At 63.3% G+C, this 17,822-nt stretch carries 19 protein-coding genes and 1 other RNA gene; 7 read left to right on the top strand and 13 right to left on the bottom strand.

What is annotated here, in order from left to right; translation table 11 throughout:
• Nucleotides 1-8 precede the first annotated feature (8 nt).
• The 4 genes from F3J44_RS04785 to F3J44_RS04800 are packed head-to-tail and all read right to left on the bottom strand — an operon-like array spanning nucleotide 9 to nucleotide 3,595.
• Nucleotides 9-491, bottom strand: a complete 483-nt coding sequence (locus F3J44_RS04785; protein WP_167066713.1) for a DUF4442 domain-containing protein — start codon at nucleotides 489-491, stop codon at nucleotides 9-11.
• Nucleotides 488-1,687 carry a 2-octaprenyl-6-methoxyphenyl hydroxylase gene (gene ubiH / locus F3J44_RS04790; RefSeq protein WP_167270878.1) on the bottom strand — a complete coding sequence of 400 codons (1,200 nt, stop codon included), beginning with the start codon at nucleotides 1,685-1,687 and terminating at the stop codon, nucleotides 488-490. Before ubiH ends, F3J44_RS04785 begins: the two co-directional genes overlap by 4 nt.
• Nucleotides 1,684-3,018 carry a Xaa-Pro aminopeptidase gene (pepP, locus tag F3J44_RS04795; RefSeq protein WP_167066707.1) on the bottom strand — a complete coding sequence of 445 codons (1,335 nt, stop codon included), beginning with the start codon at nucleotides 3,016-3,018 and terminating at the stop codon, nucleotides 1,684-1,686. The genes ubiH and pepP overlap by 4 nt, the downstream gene beginning before the upstream one ends.
• A 22-nt stretch (nucleotides 3,019-3,040) precedes the next feature.
• Complete coding sequence (locus tag F3J44_RS04800; protein ID WP_167066704.1) at nucleotides 3,041-3,595, bottom strand: YecA family protein; 555 nt, start codon at nucleotides 3,593-3,595, stop codon at nucleotides 3,041-3,043.
• 182 nt (nucleotides 3,596-3,777) lie between these two features.
• Here F3J44_RS04800 and F3J44_RS04805 point away from each other — a divergent pair, with 182 nt between their 5' ends.
• The 4 genes from F3J44_RS04805 to F3J44_RS04820 all read left to right on the top strand — a co-directional run bounded on the left by F3J44_RS04805 (nucleotide 3,778) and on the right by F3J44_RS04820 (nucleotide 5,141).
• The gene (locus tag F3J44_RS04805) at nucleotides 3,778-3,960 is read left to right on the top strand and encodes a TIGR02449 family protein (protein WP_031322377.1); all 183 of its coding nucleotides are present in this window, start codon (nucleotides 3,778-3,780) and stop codon (nucleotides 3,958-3,960) included.
• On the top strand, nucleotides 3,957-4,277 hold the full coding sequence (locus F3J44_RS04810; protein WP_079230148.1) for a cell division protein ZapA: 321 nt from the start codon (nucleotides 3,957-3,959) through the stop codon (nucleotides 4,275-4,277). Before F3J44_RS04805 ends, F3J44_RS04810 begins: the two co-directional genes overlap by 4 nt.
• 17 nt (nucleotides 4,278-4,294) lie before the next feature.
• Nucleotides 4,295-4,474, top strand: a non-coding RNA gene (gene ssrS, locus F3J44_RS04815) — 6S RNA.
• A gap of 58 nt (nucleotides 4,475-4,532) precedes the next feature.
• Nucleotides 4,533-5,141: a 5-formyltetrahydrofolate cyclo-ligase gene (locus F3J44_RS04820; RefSeq protein WP_167066702.1), complete on the top strand. Its 609-nt coding sequence runs from the start codon at nucleotides 4,533-4,535 to the stop codon at nucleotides 5,139-5,141.
• 20 nt (nucleotides 5,142-5,161) lie between these two features.
• Here the strand turns inward: F3J44_RS04820 and F3J44_RS04825 are convergent, their stop codons facing one another.
• Nucleotides 5,162-5,311, bottom strand: coding sequence for a hypothetical protein (locus F3J44_RS04825; protein ID WP_167066699.1), 150 nt, complete (start codon nucleotides 5,309-5,311; stop codon nucleotides 5,162-5,164).
• A gap of 178 nt (nucleotides 5,312-5,489) precedes the next feature.
• Between F3J44_RS04825 and F3J44_RS04830 the strand changes: the two genes are divergently transcribed.
• Nucleotides 5,490-5,942 (top strand): EVE domain-containing protein, encoded by a 453-nt coding sequence (locus tag F3J44_RS04830; RefSeq protein WP_167066696.1) that lies wholly within the window; start codon nucleotides 5,490-5,492, stop codon nucleotides 5,940-5,942.
• A gap of 148 nt (nucleotides 5,943-6,090) precedes the next feature.
• Here the strand turns inward: F3J44_RS04830 and F3J44_RS30305 are convergent, their stop codons facing one another.
• A complete protein-coding gene (locus F3J44_RS30305) occupies nucleotides 6,091-6,531 on the bottom strand; it encodes a type II toxin-antitoxin system PemK/MazF family toxin (RefSeq protein WP_167066902.1) in 441 nt (146 codons plus the stop codon).
• Between the two features lie 131 nt (nucleotides 6,532-6,662).
• Complete coding sequence (locus tag F3J44_RS04840) at nucleotides 6,663-7,070, bottom strand: flagellar basal body-associated protein FliL (RefSeq protein ID WP_167066693.1); 408 nt, start codon at nucleotides 7,068-7,070, stop codon at nucleotides 6,663-6,665.
• Between the two features lie 169 nt (nucleotides 7,071-7,239).
• Between F3J44_RS04840 and F3J44_RS04845 the strand changes: the two genes are divergently transcribed.
• The gene (locus F3J44_RS04845; RefSeq protein WP_167270880.1) at nucleotides 7,240-8,217 is read left to right on the top strand and encodes an NADPH:quinone oxidoreductase family protein; all 978 of its coding nucleotides are present in this window, start codon (nucleotides 7,240-7,242) and stop codon (nucleotides 8,215-8,217) included.
• 162 nt (nucleotides 8,218-8,379) lie between these two features.
• Here the strand turns inward: F3J44_RS04845 and F3J44_RS04850 are convergent, their stop codons facing one another.
• The 5 genes from F3J44_RS04850 to trxA form a co-directional block, all read right to left on the bottom strand.
• Nucleotides 8,380-9,018, bottom strand: a complete 639-nt coding sequence (locus tag F3J44_RS04850; RefSeq protein WP_167066687.1) for a gamma-glutamylcyclotransferase — start codon at nucleotides 9,016-9,018, stop codon at nucleotides 8,380-8,382.
• Nucleotides 9,019-9,264: 246 nt separating this feature from the next.
• A complete protein-coding gene (locus F3J44_RS04855; protein ID WP_167066684.1) occupies nucleotides 9,265-10,233 on the bottom strand; it encodes a CDP-6-deoxy-delta-3,4-glucoseen reductase in 969 nt (322 codons plus the stop codon).
• A complete protein-coding gene (gene ubiD / locus F3J44_RS04860) occupies nucleotides 10,233-11,699 on the bottom strand; it encodes a 4-hydroxy-3-polyprenylbenzoate decarboxylase (protein ID WP_085676409.1) in 1,467 nt (488 codons plus the stop codon). Before ubiD ends, F3J44_RS04855 begins: the two co-directional genes overlap by 1 nt.
• Nucleotides 11,700-11,902: 203 nt before the next feature.
• On the bottom strand, nucleotides 11,903-13,162 hold the full coding sequence (rho, locus tag F3J44_RS04865; protein ID WP_003253661.1) for a transcription termination factor Rho: 1,260 nt from the start codon (nucleotides 13,160-13,162) through the stop codon (nucleotides 11,903-11,905).
• 254 nt (nucleotides 13,163-13,416) lie between these two features.
• Nucleotides 13,417-13,746 carry a thioredoxin TrxA gene (trxA, locus tag F3J44_RS04870; RefSeq protein WP_167066681.1) on the bottom strand — a complete coding sequence of 110 codons (330 nt, stop codon included), beginning with the start codon at nucleotides 13,744-13,746 and terminating at the stop codon, nucleotides 13,417-13,419.
• A gap of 242 nt (nucleotides 13,747-13,988) precedes the next feature.
• Here trxA and ppx point away from each other — a divergent pair, with 242 nt between their 5' ends.
• Nucleotides 13,989-15,491, top strand: a complete 1,503-nt coding sequence (gene ppx / locus F3J44_RS04875) for an exopolyphosphatase (RefSeq protein WP_167066678.1) — start codon at nucleotides 13,989-13,991, stop codon at nucleotides 15,489-15,491.
• Here ppx and ppk1 read toward each other — a convergent pair.
• Complete coding sequence (gene ppk1 / locus F3J44_RS04880) at nucleotides 15,478-17,709, bottom strand: polyphosphate kinase 1 (protein ID WP_167066675.1); 2,232 nt, start codon at nucleotides 17,707-17,709, stop codon at nucleotides 15,478-15,480. The genes ppx and ppk1 overlap by 14 nt on opposite strands.
• Nucleotides 17,710-17,822: the final 113 nt, after the last annotated feature.

The following is a 17,822-nucleotide window of genomic DNA, read 5'->3' on the forward strand; positions in this document are numbered from 1 at the left end:
TCCATGCCTTACGCCTGCCTCGCTTGCGGCTTGAGCCGCACGTATAGGGTTTTATCGACCCGCGCCACCAGCTCGCCAGCTTCGTCGCGGATATCGACCTGCACACGCGGCAGGTACTTCTTGCCGGTGGCGGTTTGCTGGCGGATTTCCTCAAGCAAAGCGTCATCGACGTGGAATTCGGCATACACCGGGCCTTTGCCCGGGGCGATGAAGTCGATGCTGGCGGCCTTGTCCCAGACGATGTACTCGCGGCCCAACTGCTCGATCAGCAACAGCATGTAGAACGGGTCGACCATCGAATACAGGCTGCCACCGAACTGGGTGCCGACGTAATTGCGGTTCCAGCGGGTCAGCTTCATGCACACCTTGACGCTGCGCATGTCCGGGCTGATGTGCTGGATGCGGATGCCAGCGCCCAGGTACGGTGGGTAGAGGTTCAGCAGCCAGCGCAACATCCGCGCCCGGCGCGCCAGCCTGCGCGGGTTGCTCATGCCTGGCCCCGCTGGTCGGGGCGCGTGCCCAGGCCCATGGCCTGGCGGGCGAACCAGCTTTTCGCCGGTGGCAGCAGGTCGAGGCCAAGCAGCCCCAGGTTGCGCCCGGCCACCAGCAGCGGCTGGCGGCTGCCGAACAGGCGGGTCACCTGGTCGGAAAAGCCGATGGTCAGGGCCTGGTCGAGGCGCTGGCGCTGGTGGTAGGCCTGCAGCGTGGCCAGCTCGCCCGGGTGCTGGGCACCGGCGAGCAAGGCATCGGCCAGCGCCTGCACGTCCCGCAGCGACAAGTTGAAGCCCTGCCCGGCAATCGGGTGCAAGCTGTGGGCGGCGTTGCCCAGCACCACCAGGTGCGGGCGCACCTGCTCCTGGGCCTCGACCAGCGCCAGCGGGTACAGGTGCCGGGCACCGACCTGGCGTAGGGCCCCCAGGCGATAGCCGAAGGCCTGCTGCAGCTCGCGCAGGAAACTGCGCTCGTCGATCTCGGCCAGGCGCTTGGCACCCATGCCCTGGCGGGTCCAGACCAACGCACAGCGGTTCTCCGGCAGCGGCAGCAAGGCCATCGGGCCTTGCTCGGTGAAGCGCTCGAAGGCCTGCCCACCGTGGGCTTCGCCCGGGGTGATGTTGGCGATCAGTGCGCTTTGCTCGTAAGGCGTGCGGCGCACATGGATGCCCAGCTGTTCGCGCAAGCCCGAACGGCCGCCATCGGCCAGCACCGCCAGGTCGCACTCCAGGCTGGTGTCGTCGTCCAGCATCAGGCGATAGCCGCCCTCGACGGCCTGCATGGCCTTCACTTCGGCCGGGCAACGCCAGCTCACCACCTCAGGGTCCAGGCCCTGCCACAGGCACTGGCCAAGCCAGGCGTTCTCCACCACGTAGCCCAGCGCCGGCACCCCCTCTTCCCGTGCATCCAGGCGTGTGCTGCCGAAGCGGCCACGGTCGGACACGTGAATCTGGCGGATCGGCTCGGCGCGCGTGCCGATCGCCTGCCACAGGCCCAGGTGCTGGTAGATTTGCTGGGTGCCGAACGACAGCGCCGAAGAGCGCGCATCGTAGCTGGGCTGGAAGCTGTCGCCCGGGGCGAACGGCTCGATCAGCAGAATCTTCCAGCCACGTGCCTTGGCACCGGCCTGCAGGGCCAGGGCCAGGCTTGCGCCCACCAGCCCACCGCCGATGATCGCCAGGTTGACCCGGTTCATGCCGCGTCCTTACGGGCGGCCTGCATCAGCGCCTCGATCTCGGCCACTGTCCTCGGCACCCCTGAAGTCAGGATTTCACACCCTTGTTTGGTGACCACCACGTCGTCCTCGATCCTGATGCCGATGCCGCGCCATTTCTTCGCCACATCCTGGTTGTCGGCAGCAATGTAGATGCCCGGCTCGACGGTCAGCGCCATGCCCGGTTCCAGCACCCGCCACTCGCCACCGACTTTGTATTCGCCCACATCGTGCACATCCATGCCCAGCCAGTGCCCGGCACGGTGCATGTAGAACGCGCGGTAGGCCTCGCTGTCGATCAGCGCCTGCACCTCGCCCTTGAGCAGCCCCAGTGCCACCAACCCTTCGGTAATGACCTGCACCGTCGCCTCGTGGGCATGGTTCCAGTGCTTGCCTGGGGCAATCTCGGCAAAGGCTGCGGCCTGGGCCGCGAGCACCAGCTCGTAGATGGCCTTCTGCTCCGGCGAGAACCGCCCGCTGACCGGGAAGGTGCGGGTGATGTCGCTGGCGTAGCAGTCGATTTCGCAGCCGGCGTCGATCAGTACCAGGTCACCGTCCTTGAGCGGGGCGTCGTTCTGCTGGTAGTGCAGGATGCAACCGTTGCGCCCGGCAGCGACGATCGAACCGTAGGCCGGCATCTTCGCTCCGCCCTTGCGGAACTCGTAGTCCAGCTCGGCTTCCAGGCTGTATTCGTGCAGCCCGGCGCGGCAGGCCTGCATGGCCCGCACATGGGCGCGCGCGGAAATATCCGCGGCGGTGCGCATCACTTTCACTTCCGCGGCTGATTTATACAGGCGCATGTCGTGCAGCAGGTGATCCAGCGCAACGAATTCGTTCGGCGGCTGGGCGCCGAGGCGTGCCTTGGAGCGGATCACGTTGATCCAGTCCATCAGCCGGCGGTCGAATTCGGGGTTGCTGCCCATGGCGCTGTACACCCGCTCGCGGCCTTCGATCAGGCCCGGCAGGATTTCGTCGATGTCGGTGATGGGAAACGCATCGTCGGCGCCAAACTCGCGCACCGCGCCTTCCTGGCCGGCACGCAGGCCGTCCCACTGCTCGCGTTCGGGGTTGCGCTCACGGCAGAACAGCACGTACTCGCCGTGCTCGCGCCCGGGAATCAGCGCAATCACCGCCTCAGGCTCGGGGAAGCCGCTGAGGTACTGGAAGTCGCTGTCCTGGCGGTACACGTGCTCGACGTCGCGGTTGCGGATGGCAACCGCGGCAGCGGGCAGGATGGCGATGCTGTTGGGGACCATCTGCGCCATCAGCGCCTTGCGCCGACGGGCATACTCGGCCTTGGGTATGTGGCTCATGGGCAGAACTACCCCCGGTTGATCAGTGCAGCGAAGGTTTTGGCGCGGGTGCGGCAGGCGCGGCCAGCTCCGTGTACAGCAGCAGCGGTGCGACGCGCAGGTACTCCATGACTTCCATGTAGTCGCTTTCGCCGTCTTCGGATTCTTCGAGGGCTTCCTGAACCTGGGAAATGGCGACCAGGTCCTGCAGCACCTCCTTGGCATCGGTGGACAGGTCCTTGCCACCGGCGTTCAGCCCGAAGCCGGTGATGAAGCCCTGGCACCACTGGCCCAGCGCGGTGGCGCGTTCGGTGAGTGCGGTTTCGTCGCCCGGCAGCAGCAGGACGATGGCGATGTCTTCGCCGGTGAGCTCGGCCTTGACCATCTCCTGCAGGCCCAGCAGCGCGGCGCGCACGGTGTCTTGCGGTTCGTTCTCCAGCACGCCGGCGGCATCGGCCAGCCAGCCGTCGGCATCGAAGCCGGCACCGGCGCAGCTACGGCCAATCAGCAGGCCGTGCAGTTCGGCAGGGGAAACGGGGTGGCCATTGCTCGACAGCAAGGCGGCGAAAGCGGTGTAGGGCGATTGGGTATTAGGCATGGTCGGCTAGGCGCCAAGAGGCGCATTTGACTAGAATGAAGACCTTGTATCCTAGCATCGGCAGGCGCGCCAAGACCATCGGCACTGGCCGCCACCGCGCAGGGCGAGGCATCATCGCCGGGTGTATCAACGACGGAGCGAACTGAGTGCAACCCACGCAAGAGAACGATCTGCAAGCGCTGATGAGCCGGTTCGAGTTGCTGATTGAGCGCATCGAGCAACTAAAACGGCAAAATGCACTCCTAGTAGCTCAGGAAAAATCCTGGCGCGAGGAGCGCGCCCACCTCATCGAAAAGAACGAAATCGCCAAGCGCAAGGTCGAGTCGATGATTTTACGCCTGAAGGCCCTGGAGCAAGACTCATGAGTTCAAGCAATAGCGTCACCGTGCAGATCCTCGACAAGGAATACTCGATCATCTGCCCGCCTGAGGAGCGCAACAACCTGGTCAGCGCGGCGCGTTACCTGGACGGCAAGATGCGCGAGATCCGCAGCAGCGGCAAGGTGATCGGTGCCGACCGGATTGCCGTGATGGCAGCCTTGAACATCACCCACGAGATGCTCCATCGCCAGGAAGACCGCAGCGACGCGCCGGTGAGTGGCACCAGCCGTGAACAGGTGCGCGACCTGCTGGAGCGGGTCGATCAGGCTTTGTCCGACGATGCGGGTACCAAAAACGGCTGAGATTGGTATACTGGCGCCACTCCCTGGGGGATGCGCCAGTCGGTTATGTCCCTGAGCCGATACGCACAACCACGGGGGTTGCACGCTGGGGCCGGTGTGCATGTCCGCCCGACGGAAAGCCTTAACGCCCCCTGCAATCTCCACCTTGAACTTTCGGGTTCAAGGGCTACACCGATAGCGGTCTTATCGGGGAGCCTGATTCTTCTTGCCCGCCAGCCTTGGCGGGTAATCCGACCCGCTGGGAACGCCCGTGCCATGACCGAAAGTGCGCCGCTTACCCGTCCCCAGCTGCGTCGCCTGTTGCGCAACGCTCGCCGCGCGCTGACACCGGCCCAGCAACGCCAGGCCGCACTCGGCCTGTACCGGCAACTGGCGCAGAACCCGCTGTTTCGCCGCGCCCGGCACATCGCCCTGTACCTGCCCAACGACGGTGAAATAGACCCGCGCCTTTTGCTGCGCGAGGCCCAGCGCCGGGGCAAGCGCACCTACCTGCCGGTGCTGCATGCCTGGCCGCGCACGCGCATGGTGTTCCAGCAGTTCGAGCAGGGTGAAAAACTCAAGCGCAACCGCTTCCGCATTCCAGAGCCAGTTACCGACCGCAAGCGCCAGCGCCCGATCTGGGCACTTGACCTGATCCTGCTGCCATTGGTGGGGTTCGATGAAGCAGGCGGGCGGCTGGGCATGGGCGGTGGCTTCTACGACCGCAGCCTGGCCTACCAGGCACGCCGCAAGACGTGGAAAAAGCCGCTGTTGCTGGGGCTGGCGCATGAGTGCCAGAAGGTCGAGCGACTGGCGCAGGCCAGTTGGGATGTGCCGCTACAGGGCACGGTCAGCGACCGGGGCTGGTACCTGGCGCCGAACTGAATGGGTTGGCGAAGGGGGAATCAGCGTTTCGGCTGGCTGGCATCGACCTGGGACTGATAGGCGTCGTCGAGCTTGCGCTCCCAGAAACCCTGGGCATAACCGGTGGTCACCACACCAAGACCAAAGATGAAGACCAGGATCCACAGCAGATCCGGTTTGCGTTGATTCATCGAAGAATGCCCCCCTAGGCATACGTTCAGGCTCGGCGACCTTCTGGGTGCCGCCGGAGCGTCTAGCTTTAAAATCGGCGCATTTTCCGACAACCTGAGCCTTCACGCAAACGTTGACGCCAACCGGCTGTCGGTTTCGTGCAACAGGTTATTTCAAACCTTTTCAGGAGCAGTATCCATGGCCTATTGGCTGATGAAATCCGAGCCCGACGAGCTCTCGATCGAAGCCCTGGGCCGCCTGGGCGAGGCGCGCTGGGACGGCGTACGCAACTACCAGGCGCGCAATTTCCTGCGGGCCATGAGCGTAGGCGATGAGTTCTTCTTCTACCACTCCAGCTGCCCGCAGCCAGGCATTGCCGGAATCGCCCGCATCACCGCAGCGGCTTACCCGGACCCAACCGCGCTGGACCCGCACAGCCATTACTTCGACGCCAAGGCCAATGCCGAGAAGAACCCCTGGAGCGCCGTGGACGTGGCCCATGTGAAAACCTTCCGCCAGGTGTTGGGGCTGGGTTTGCTCAAGCAGCAGAGTGCACTGGCCGAGTTGCCGCTGGTGCAGAAAGGCACGCGGCTGTCGGTGATGCCGGTGACCGAGGAACAGTGGGCGGCGATCATCGCGCTAGCGCGCTGATACATGGTACCCACAATGACAAAGGGCGCCTTGCGGCGCCCTACTCACAGGCAGGTATGGCTTGTTATCGCCTTTTACCTGCCCGGCTCTGTAATTGCTGGATTGACCAGGATCCGCAGAGTCTCACAAGCCCCTTTCGGGAACGCACTCAGTATGGTGCATCCTGAACGCCCCTGACAACTGGCGGTACTGTTGCCGAATGTGTGATCCCTAGCGCCAGGCCGACTGCCGCACGCACCGCAGCGAAGTGGTCGGGCTGCATCGTCAGGACAACATACTCCCGGCCACTCCCACGGCGGGTCTTGATACGACATCTGTCCAATCGGCAGAGGGAGACGGTGTACACCATGTCGCACTTGGCCCAACAAGCCGAAGCCGCTCCGGGCAGGTAGCTGGGCAGTACGACATGGTGCCTTGCCAAGCGTTCAGGCTCCGTCGTACTCAGCGGTACTATCGTGACCAGTTGCTGATTGTGGCTATGTTTGCGCAGAACAACGACTGGCCGCACCTTGACCATCTCAGGCACCTGAAAGCCTGAGAAATCGCACATCAGCACAGTCGCTTCCTTCGGCTGGAACCTCAATGGCATTGCCAACTTCTCTCGAATATCCACAGACCATCCGCAATCTAGCGTGGCTGAGACATCACAAGTCGAAAATAGGCAGACCTACAGGAAAGATAGATTTCTCCTACGCCATAGACGCCGAATGAACTGCCAAATCACTGCACAATCAGGTTATTGAACAGCAGATCCTCGACAATCGGCTTGCCCTCTTCCGACTCCATCACCTGCTGGACCTGTTTCAGCGCTTCCTGGCGCAGTTTTTCCTTGGCATCGACATTGCTCATGTCGTCCACACCCTGCTGGGCGAACAGTGCCACCAGCTGGTTGCGGATCAGCGGTTCCTGGTGCTTGACCGCGGCAGCAGCGGCATCGCCGGTCACGCGCAGGGCCACGTCGGCCTTGTAGACGCGCAGTTTCGGGCCGCCGTCGAGGGCATAGTTGCCGACGAAGGGTGGGCTGAGGCTGATATAGGCGACCTTGTTGGCCTCCCCTTCCTTGGCTTCTTCGGCCATGGCCGCCGCCGGCAGCATCAGGGCCATTACCATCAAGATCCACGCTTTCACGAATTCGCTCCTCAGTACAAGTGGCGCCAGCTTACCCAGCCTGCGGCGCAAACCCAAGCCCGGGCTTGTGCCAGCACTTATGCCCACCCATCAGGGTGAGCCATGCTCGTTGACCCGCCAGGCTGCCTTCCTACACTTATCGGCCACCACACGCAAAGGAATAGCCCCAATGAAAGCTGTGTTGTGCAAAACCCTCGGCCCGGCCCGCGACCTGGTACTTGAAGACGTGGCCAGCCCGGTGCCGAAAAAGAACGAGGTGCTGCTCGATGTGCAGGCGGCGGGGGTCAATTTTCCCGATACGCTGATCATCGAAGGCAAATACCAATTCCAGCCGCCGCTACCGTTCTCGCCGGGCGGCGAGGCTGCCGGGGTAATCGCCGCCGTTGGCGAGCACGCCGGTGCCTTCAAGGTGGGCGACCGGGTCATGGCCCTGACTGGCTGGGGGGCGTTCGCCGAGCAGGTAGCGGTGCCGCATTACAACCTGATGCCGATTCCCCAGAGCATGGATTTCGCCACCGCTGCGGCCTTCGGCATGACCTACGGCACCTCGATGCATGCACTCAAGCAGCGCGGCCAGTTGCAGCCAGGGGAAACCCTGCTGGTGCTGGGGGCTTCCGGCGGCGTCGGCCTGGCGGCGGTGGAAATCGGCAAGGCCATGGGTGCAAAAGTGATTGCCGCGGCCAGCAGCGCGGAAAAGCTTGCCGTGGCCAAGGCTGCCGGCGCCGATGAGTTGATCGACTACAGCCAGGCCAGCCTCAAGGAGGAGATCAAGCGCCTGACCGGCGGCCAGGGCGTGGATGTGATCTACGACCCGGTGGGTGGCCAGCTGTTCGACCAGGCCGTGCGCGGGCTGGCGTGGCAAGGGCGGCTGCTGGTGGTGGGGTTTGCCAGCGGCAACATCCCGCAGATGGCGGCCAACCTGGTGCTGCTCAAGGGCGCTGCGGTGCTAGGGGTGTTCTGGGGCGCCTTTGCCCAGCGCCAGCCGCAGGACAATGCGGCGAACTTCCAGCAGCTGTTTGCCTGGCATGCCGAAGGCAAGTTGAAGCCGCTGGTGTCGCAGACTTATCCACTGGCCGAGGCGGGGGCTGCGATTGAACAGCTGGCCCAGCGCAAGGCTGTGGGTAAGTTGGTGGTTCTGGCCAAGTAGGCCAGGCCCAGCCGCGGCACCCCTGGTAGGAGCGAGCGTAGCTCGCGATGGGGCGCGAAGCGGCCCAGGGTTTTCAGCTTCACAGCCGATATCGCCGGGGCTGCACTGCAGCCCATCGCGAGCTGCGCTCGCTCCTACGGGGGACCGTGTGAGGCAACGGGGTTAGCCGCGGCAGCGCTTGAAGCGTGCCTCCAGGTTGCGATCGGGCATCTGGTGGGTGCGCAGCGCGTTCAGAGTCTGTTCGACGTAATCCTGCGTGGTGCCATAACGCCCCTTGGCACTGGCCAGAATCTGGCTCAGCAAGGTATCCGGCAAATTCCCCGCATAGCACGGCAGATGCCGCTCCAGCACGAAACCGAGCGCCTGCACCTTGCTGCCATCCCCCAACCGGCAACTGAGCCAATGCGGCCGGTACGCCGGATAGGGCATCTCCCGTTGCCACAGCGCCATCAGCGAATCATCGAGGTTGCTCTCCTCCAGCCGATAGGCAAAGCCGCTGCAGGAACCGCCGCGGTCCAGCCCGAACACCAGGCCGGGGATTTCCGGCGTGCCGCGGTGCTCGTGCGACCACAGGTACAACCCCCGGTGATAACCATGTACCCGCGCACGCTGGCGCTCCACCGAGTTGCACTCCGGGCGCCAGATCAATGAACCATAGGCAAACAGCCACACCGGCCCGCCCTGATGACGCGCCATGGTCGACTGCATGGAGGTGAACAGTTGCTCACGGGTCAGTTGTTGACCGAAGTCGAGCGTCGGAGGGTAGGAAACTTTCCAGGACAAACTTTCAAGTGCCGACATAAGCTGCCGCCATTATTCCCTGTGTACTACGCATAAAGCAGGAGCCACCAGCGACGCGGCCTGCGCCGCCGCGTCATGGGCGCTTGCAGTAACCATAGGATAGAAAGGTGGCAATGCTCAAGTCCCATTAACAGAGTTTCATGCTCAGTTCCGACGACTGGAAAGTACTGTTTCGAGGGCAGAGAAAGTTAATGGCCAAGGCGGTAACAATCACCGCCTTATACCCACTACTTCAAACTTCGGTTATTAACCACGTGGGGCGTAGGCGAACACATCGGCGCGCATGCGGTGCGCGTCCATACCGGCCTCGACCAAGGCGTCGAGGGTGGCGTACACCATGTTCGGCGAGCCGCTGGCATACACGTGCACGGCATTGAGGTTCTGAACGTCCTCGCACACCGCCTCGTGCAACATCCCGCAGCGCCCTTCCCAATCACACAGGTCACTGACCACTTTGTGCAGGAACAGATTGGGCAAACGCTGCCACTCGTCCCAGTGCTCGATGGCGTAGAAGTCTTCCGGGCGGCGCACGCCCCAGTACAGGTGCACCGGGTGCTTGAAGCCCTGGGCGCGGCAGTGCTCGACCAGGCTGTGCATCTGGCCCATGCCGGTGCCCGCGGCAATCAGCACCAGCGGCCCGTCGGGCAGCTCTGCCAGGTGGGTATCGCCAAACGGCAGCTCGATGCGCGCGACACGCTCGCGCTGCAACTGCGTCAGCAGCTGCAATGCGCTGGCTTCGCGGCCCAGCACGTGCAGCTCCAGGTCACGCCCGCTGTGCGGAGCCGAGGCCAGCGAGAAGGCGGCTGGCTTGCCACCTTCACGCTCGATCATCAGGTACTGCCCGGCGTGGTAGCGCGGCGGCTTGCCGGCAGGTGCGCGCAGGCGCACGCGCCAGACGTCGCCACCGACCTCGACGCACTCACTGACCGTGCACGCCAGCTTGCGCACTGGCAGCTCGCCCAGGGCGAGCACACCATCCCAGAGCAACACGCAGTCCTCCAGCGGTTCGGCAATGCAGGTGAACAACTCGCCATGGTCACGGACTTCGCCGTTCTGGCGCACCTTTCCTTCGACCAGCAACGCGGCGCAAACATGGCAATTGCCATTGCGGCAGCTGTTCGGGCAGTCATAGCCCAGCCGCCGCGCTCCATCCAGGATCCGTTCCCCGGGTTCGAGCGCCAGCACCGCCCCGGACGGCTGCAACGTTACCTGCATCAATCTATTCCCAACTGATCCCACAGCTCATCGATACGGCGGGTGACGGCCTCGTCCTTGACGATGACCCGGCCCCATTCGCGTGTAGTCTCGCCCGGCCACTTGTGGGTGGCATCCAGGCCCATCTTCGACCCCAGCCCCGATACCGGCGACGCGAAGTCCAGGTAGTCGATCGGCGTGTTGTCGATCATCACCGTATCACGCTTGGGGTCCATGCGCGTGGTGATGGCCCAGATAACATCGTTCCAGTCGCGGGCGTTGATGTCGTCGTCGGTCACGATAACGAACTTGGTGTACATGAACTGTCGCAGGAACGACCACACACCCAGCATCACGCGCTTGGCGTGGCCTGGGTACTGCTTCTTCATGGTCACCACCGCCATGCGGTAGGAGCAGCCTTCGGGCGGCAAGTAGAAATCGACGATTTCCGGGAACTGCTTCTGCAGGATGGGCACGAACACTTCGTTCAGCGCCACACCGAGGATCGCCGGCTCATCCGGCGGCCGGCCGGTGTAGGTGCTGTGGTAGATCGGCTTGTGCCGGTGGGTGATGCGTTCGACGGTGAACACCGGGAAGCTGTCCACTTCATTGTAGTAGCCGGTGTGGTCGCCATAGGGGCCTTCCGGCGCCATTTCGCCCGGGTGGATGACCCCTTCGAGAATGATCTCGGCAGTGGCCGGCACCTGCAGGTTGCTGCCACGGCACTTCACCAGCTCGGTGCGGTTGCCCCGCAGCAGGCCGGCAAAGGCGTACTCGGAGAGGGTGTCGGGCACCGGGGTCACGGCGCCGAGGATGGTGGCCGGGTCGGCGCCCAGGGCCACGGCAACCGGGAACGGCTGGCCTGGGTTCTTCTCACACCATTCGCGGTAATCCAGCGCGCCGCCACGGTGGCTCAGCCAGCGCATGATTACCTTGTTGCGGCCGATGACCTGCTGGCGGTAGATACCCAGGTTCTGGCGGTCCTTGTTCGGGCCACGGGTAACGGTGAGGCCCCAGGTGATCAGCGGCGCCACATCGCCCGGCCAGCAATGCTGGATCGGCAACTGGCCGAGGTCGACATCGTCGCCCTCGATCACCACTTCCTGGCACACCGCGTCCTTGACCACCTTTGGCGCCATCGACACGACCTTCTTGAAGATCGGCAGCTTGGACCAAGCGTCCTTCAGGCCCTTCGGCGGCTCGGGCTCCTTGAGGAACGCCAGCAGCTTGCCGATTTCGCGCAACTCGTCGACCGACTCGGCGCCCATGCCCATGGCCACGCGCTCTGGCGTACCGAACAGGTTGCCCAGCACCGGGATATCGAAGCCAGTGGGCTTTTCGAACAGCAACGCCGGGCCCTTGGCGCGCAGGGTGCGGTCGCAGACCTCGGTCATTTCCAGGACGGGGGAAATCGGAACCTGGATGCGCTTGAGTTCACCGCGCTGTTCCAGGCCACGGATGAAGTCGCGCAAATCGCGATACTGCATGCATGAGCCTCGTGTTGGCCGTATCGGTCGGGGTGCAGAGTGTAGCGCCGTTCGGGCGTTGGTTGGGGCAAAAATGAGTTGGGGCCGCTTCGCGACCCATCGCGAGCGGTGCTCGCTCCTACGAGGGCGGTGAAACCCTGTAGGAGCGAGCAAAGCTCGCGATGGGCTGCAAAGCAGCCCCAATCAATTCCAGCCTGAAACGCTTACTTGCGCTTCATCGACAGGAAGAACTCGTCGTTGGTCTTGGTCTGCTTGAGCTTGTCGACCAGGAACTCGATGGCGGCGATCTCATCCATCGGGTGCAACAGTTTGCGCAGAATCCACATGCGCTGCAGTTCGTCGTCGGCGGTCAGCAGCTCTTCGCGGCGGGTGCCGGAGCGGTTGATGTTAATGGCCGGGAACACACGCTTCTCGGCGATGCGGCGGTCCAGGGGCAGCTCCATGTTGCCGGTACCCTTGAACTCTTCGTAGATCACTTCGTCCATCTTCGAGCCGGTTTCTACCAGCGCGGTGGCGATGATGGTCAGCGAACCGCCTTCCTCGATGTTACGCGCAGCGCCGAAGAAGCGCTTTGGCTTCTCCAGGGCATGGGCGTCGACACCACCGGTGAGCACCTTGCCGGAGCTTGGGATCACGGTGTTGTAGGCACGGGCCAGACGGGTGATGGAGTCCAGCAGGATGACCACGTCTTTCTTGTGCTCAACCAGGCGCTTGGCCTTCTCGATGACCATTTCGGCAACCTGCACGTGGCGGGTTGGCGGCTCGTCGAAGGTCGAGGCAACCACTTCGCCGCGCACGGTGCGCTGCATTTCGGTCACTTCTTCCGGGCGCTCGTCGATCAGCAGGACGATCAGGTGGCACTCGGGGTTGTTACGGGTGATGTTCGCCGCGATGTTCTGCAGCATGATGGTCTTACCGGCTTTCGGCGGCGCGACGATCAGGCCACGCTGGCCTTTGCCGATGGGGGCGCACAGGTCGATGACACGGCCAGTGAGGTCTTCGGTGGAGCCGTTACCGGCTTCCATCTTCAGGCGCTTGTTCGGGAACAGCGGCGTCAGGTTTTCGAACAGGATCTTGTTCTTCGCGTTTTCCGGGCGGTCGAAGTTGATGGTGTCGACCTTCAGCAGGGCGAAGTAACGCTCCCCTTCCTTCGGCGGGCGGATCTTGCCGACGATGGTGTCGCCGGTGCGCAGGTTGAAACGGCGGATCTGGCTAGGCGAGACGTAGATGTCGTCGGGGCCGGCCAGGTAGGACGCATCAGCCGAACGCAGGAAACCGAAACCATCCTGGAGAATCTCCAGCACGCCGTCACCCGAGATCTCTTCGCCGCTTTTCGCGTGCTTCTTCAGCAGGGCGAAAATCACGTCCTGTTTGCGCGAACGGGCCATGTTTTCGATGCCCATCTGTTCGGCCATTTCCAAAAGATCGGTAATCGGCTTTTGCTTGAGTTCAGTCAGGTTCATAAGGGGAGTGACGTAATCATGTAAGAAGGGAGAATTAAGCATTGGCTTAATGAGGCCGCGCCGCTAGATGGCGACAGGATCGCGTACTGATTCGAATTGGGGATGCTTCGGCGACGGCATGTAGAGGGCACTAGAATGTCAGTGCGAGGCCGAATGTAACACTTGCTTTTTTCAACGTCTAGTGGTTTTGACCGGGTAAATGGTGCCCCATGGGCAAAAAAAACCCCGCTTTCGCGGGGTTTTTTCTCATCGCATCACAGGCTGGCGTCGAGGAACGCCTTGAGCTGCGACTTCGACAGGGCGCCGACCTTGGTGGCTTCGACGTTGCCGTTCTTGAACAGCATCAGGGTCGGGATGCCACGCACACCGTTCTTGGCCGGGGTTTCCTGGTTCTCGTCGATGTTCAGCTTGGCGATGGTCACCTTGCCTTCGTATTCAGCGGCGATGTCGTCCAGAACCGGAGCGATCATCTTGCATGGACCGCACCATTCAGCCCAGTAGTCCACCAGTACTGCGCCTTCGGCCTTCAGGACTTCGGCTTCGAAGGTAGCGTCGGTGACGTGTTTGATCAGATCGCTGCTCATGGATATCTCCAGGGTCGTAAGCAAAAAAACGTGGCCCATGATAGCCGCACCCAGGCCCTACAGGAAGTCACGGACGATTGAGTGTAACTATAGTTGTGCAAGACGCCACGAATCGAAACTGTCACACAAGTGTCATAGCATCGAATGGCACATTGCCTTGCATCAAGGCCCGGTGTGGTGCGCGTTGGCGTCAGCCAAGGATCGTGGCACGATTGCCGGGTTACCGACCGAGAACACACAGAATGCCGCATACCTCCGCGAAGAACCTGTCCCTGATCGCCGCCATCGACCTGGGCTCGAACAGTTTCCACATGGTCGTGGCCAAGGCTCACCATACCGAGATCCGTATTCTCGAGCGCCTGGGCGAAAAGGTTCAACTGGCCGCCGGCATCGACGAAGAGCGCAAGCTCAGCGAAGAAGCCATGGAGCGGGGCCTGGAGTGCCTCAAGCGCTTTGCCCAGCTGATCAACGGCATGCCGGCAGGCTCGGTGCGCATCGTGGGCACCAACGCCCTGCGCGAAGCCCGCAACCGCAACGAATTCATCCAGCGCGCCGAGGCCATCCTCGGCCACCCGGTGGAGGTCATTTCCGGCCGTGAAGAAGCGCGCCTGATCTACCTCGGGGTGTCGCACACCCTGGCCGACACCCCCGGCAAGCGCCTGGTCGCCGACATCGGCGGCGGCAGCACCGAATTCATCATTGGCCAACGTTTCGAGCCGCTGCTGCGCGAAAGCCTGCAGATGGGCTGCGTGAGCTTCACCCAGCGCTACTTCCGCGACGGCAAGATCACCCCGGCGCGCTACGCCCAGGCCTACACCGCCGCGCGCCTGGAGCTGATGAGCATCGAGAACGGCCTGCACCGCCTGACCTGGGACGAGGCCATCGGCTCGTCCGGTACCATCCGCGCCATTGGTGCCGCGATCAAGGCCGGCGGCCTTGGCAACGGCGAGGTGAACGCCGAGGGCCTGGCCTGGGTCAAGCGCAAGATCTTCAAGCTTGGCGAGGTCGACAAGATCGACTTCGACGGCGTCAAACCCGACCGGCGCACCATCTTCCCCGCGGGCCTGGCGATTCTCGAGGCGATCTTCGACGCCCTGGAGCTGCAGCGCATGGACCACTGCGACGGCGCCCTGCGTGAAGGCGTGCTGTTCGACCTGCTTGGCCGTCACCACCATGAAGACGTGCGCGAGCGCACCCTCAATTCGTTGATGGAGCGCTACCACGCCGACCAGGGCCAGGCTGCGCGCGTTGAGCGCAAGGCGCTGCATGCCTTCGACCAAGTGGCCGAGGCATGGGGGCTACAAAACGGAAATTGGCGCGATTTGCTGGGCTGGGCTGCGAAAATCCACGAAATTGGCCTGGATATCGCCCATTACCACTACCACAAGCATGGCGCTTACCTGATCGAGCACTCCGACCTTGCCGGGTTCTCGCGGGAAGAGCAGCAGATGATGGCCCTGCTGGTGCGTGGCCACCGTCGCAACATCCCCAAGGACAAGTTCGCCGAGTTCGGTGACGAAGCCGTGCAGCTGATTCGCCTGTGCGTGCTGCTGCGCTTTGCCATCCTGTTCCACCACATCCGTGGCACCCAGCAGATGCCGAAGGTGGAACTCAAGGCCGGTGAAGACAGCCTTGACGTGGTGTTCCCTGATGGCTGGCTGGAAAACAACCAGCTGACCCAGGCCGACTTCGCCAACGAGGCGGAGTGGCTGGCCCGGGTCGGCTTCGTCCTCAGCGTACGTTGAGGACCGGGTTGCTCAGGCGCTCCAGCAGGGTCGCCTGGGCACTGCGCGGGTTCTGGTTGCCGGTCGGGCTGCTACGCACGTAGCGGCCGTCTGGCTGCAGGGTCCAGGCGTGGGTGTTGTCGGTCAGGTAGCCCTCAAGCTCCTTCTTCACCCGCAGCAGCAATTTCTTGCCTTCCACCGGGAAGCAGGTTTCCACGCGCTTGTCGAGGTTGCGCTCCATCCAGTCGGCGCTGGACAGGTAGATCTGCTCTTCGCCGCCGTTGAGGAAGTAGAACACCCGCGTGTGCTCCAGGAAGCGGCCGATGATCGAGCGCACCTGGATGTTGTGCGACACCCCCGGGATACCCGGGCGCAGGCAGCACATGCCACGCACCACCAGGTCGATCTTCACGCCTGACTGGCTGGCCTTGTACAGCGCCTTGATGACCTTGGCATCGGTCAGCGAGTTGAACTTGGCGATGATGTGCGCAGGCTTGCCGTCCAGGGCGAACTGGGTTTCCCGGGCAATCATGTCGAGCATGCCTTTCTTCAGGGTGAACGGCGCGTGCAGCAGCTTCTTCATGCGCAGGGTCTTGCCCATGCCGATCAGCTGGCTGAACAGCTTGCCGACGTCCTCGGTGAGGGCGTCATCGGAGGTCAGCAGGCTGTAGTCGGTGTACAAGCGGGCGTTGCCGGCGTGGTAGTTGCCGGTACCCAGGTGCGCATAGCGAACGATCTCGCCCTGCTCGCGGCGCAGAATCAGCATCATCTTGGCGTGGGTCTTGAAGCCCACCACCCCGTAGATCACCACCGCACCGGCCGCCTGCAGGCGGCTGGCCATCTGCAGGTTGGACTCTTCGTCGAAGCGTGCCCGCAGCTCGATCACCGCGGTGACTTCCTTGCCGTTACGCGCCGCGTCCACCAGGGCGTCGACGATTTCCGAGTTGGCCCCGGAGCGGTACAGGGTCTGGCGCACGGCGAGCACGTGCGGGTCCTTGGCGGCCTGGCGCAGCAGGTCGATCACCGGGGTGAAGGACTCGAACGGGTGCATCAGCAGGATGTCCTGCTTGCCGATTACGCTGAAGATGTTGTCGGCGTTCTGCAGCAGCTTGGGGATAGCCGGGGTGAACGGCGTGTACTGCAGCTCCGGGTGGCTGTCCAGGCCGGTGATGCTGAACAGGCGGGTCAGGTTGACCGGGCCGTTGACCTGGTACAGCTCGCTCTCGCTCAGGCTGAACTGCTTGAGCAGGTAGTCCGACAGGTGTTTCGGGCAGGTGTCGGCCACTTCCAGGCGCACGGCGTCACCATAGCGGCGCGAGAACAGCTCGCCGCGCAGGGCGCGGGCGAGGTCGTCGACCTCTTCGGAGTCCAGCGCCAGGTCGGCGTTTCGGGTCAGGCGGAACTGGTAGCAGCCCTTGACCTTCATGCCCTGGAACAGGTCATCGGCATGGGCATGGATCATCGACGACAGGAACACGTAGTTGTCGCCTGCGCCGCCCACCTCTTCCGGCACACGAATCACCCGCGGCAGCAGGCGCGGTGCCGGGATGATCGCCAGGCCCGAGTCGCGGCCAAAGGCGTCCACACCTTCGAGCTCGACGATGAAGTTCAGGCTCTTGTTCACCAGCAACGGGAACGGGTGGGTTGGGTCGAGGCCGATCGGGGTGATGATCGGCGCGATCTCGTCGCGGAAGTAACGGCGCACCCAGGCCTTGAGCTTGGGCGTCCAGTAACGGCGGCGAATGAAGCGAATGGCGTGCTTTTCAAGCTCAGGCAGCAGCACGTCGTTGAGGATCGCGTACTGGCGCTCCACCTCGATGTGCACCAGCTCGCTGATCCGCGCCAGTGCCTGGCTGGGCTGCAGGCCATCGGCACCGGCCAGTTCGCGGGCGAAGTTGATCTGCTTCTTCAGGCCGGCAACGCGGATCTCGAAGAACTCGTCGAGGTTGCTGGAGAAAATCAGCAGGAACTTGAGGCGTTCGAGCAGCGGGTAGGACTCGTCCAGCGCCTGTTCCAGCACGCGGATGTTGAACTGCAGCTGCGACAGCTCGCGATGAATGTACAGGCTGCTGTCGTCCAGGCTCGGCGCTGCGACGGCGGGCGTTGGCGCAGGGGCCGGGGCTGGAGCCTCGACCACCGGCTCCGGAACCTCGGGCAGGTCCGGCGGGGTTTGCACCAGCTCTTCGGGGATGGCCTGGGCATCCTTGATCGCGACAGGGGTTAGCACTTCATTATTCATCTGACGTTCCTGAGGACGTTAACGCCCTATGATCAATTGAGCGGCAAGATAAGCGTCCATTATGACGGGCGTGTTACAGCTTCGCGCAAGCCGCGACTTGAGGCTGTCGGTAT

The sequence above is a fragment of the Pantoea sp. Tr-811 genome (assembly GCF_011752535.1).
GTDB lineage: Bacteria > Pseudomonadota > Gammaproteobacteria > Pseudomonadales > Pseudomonadaceae > Aquipseudomonas.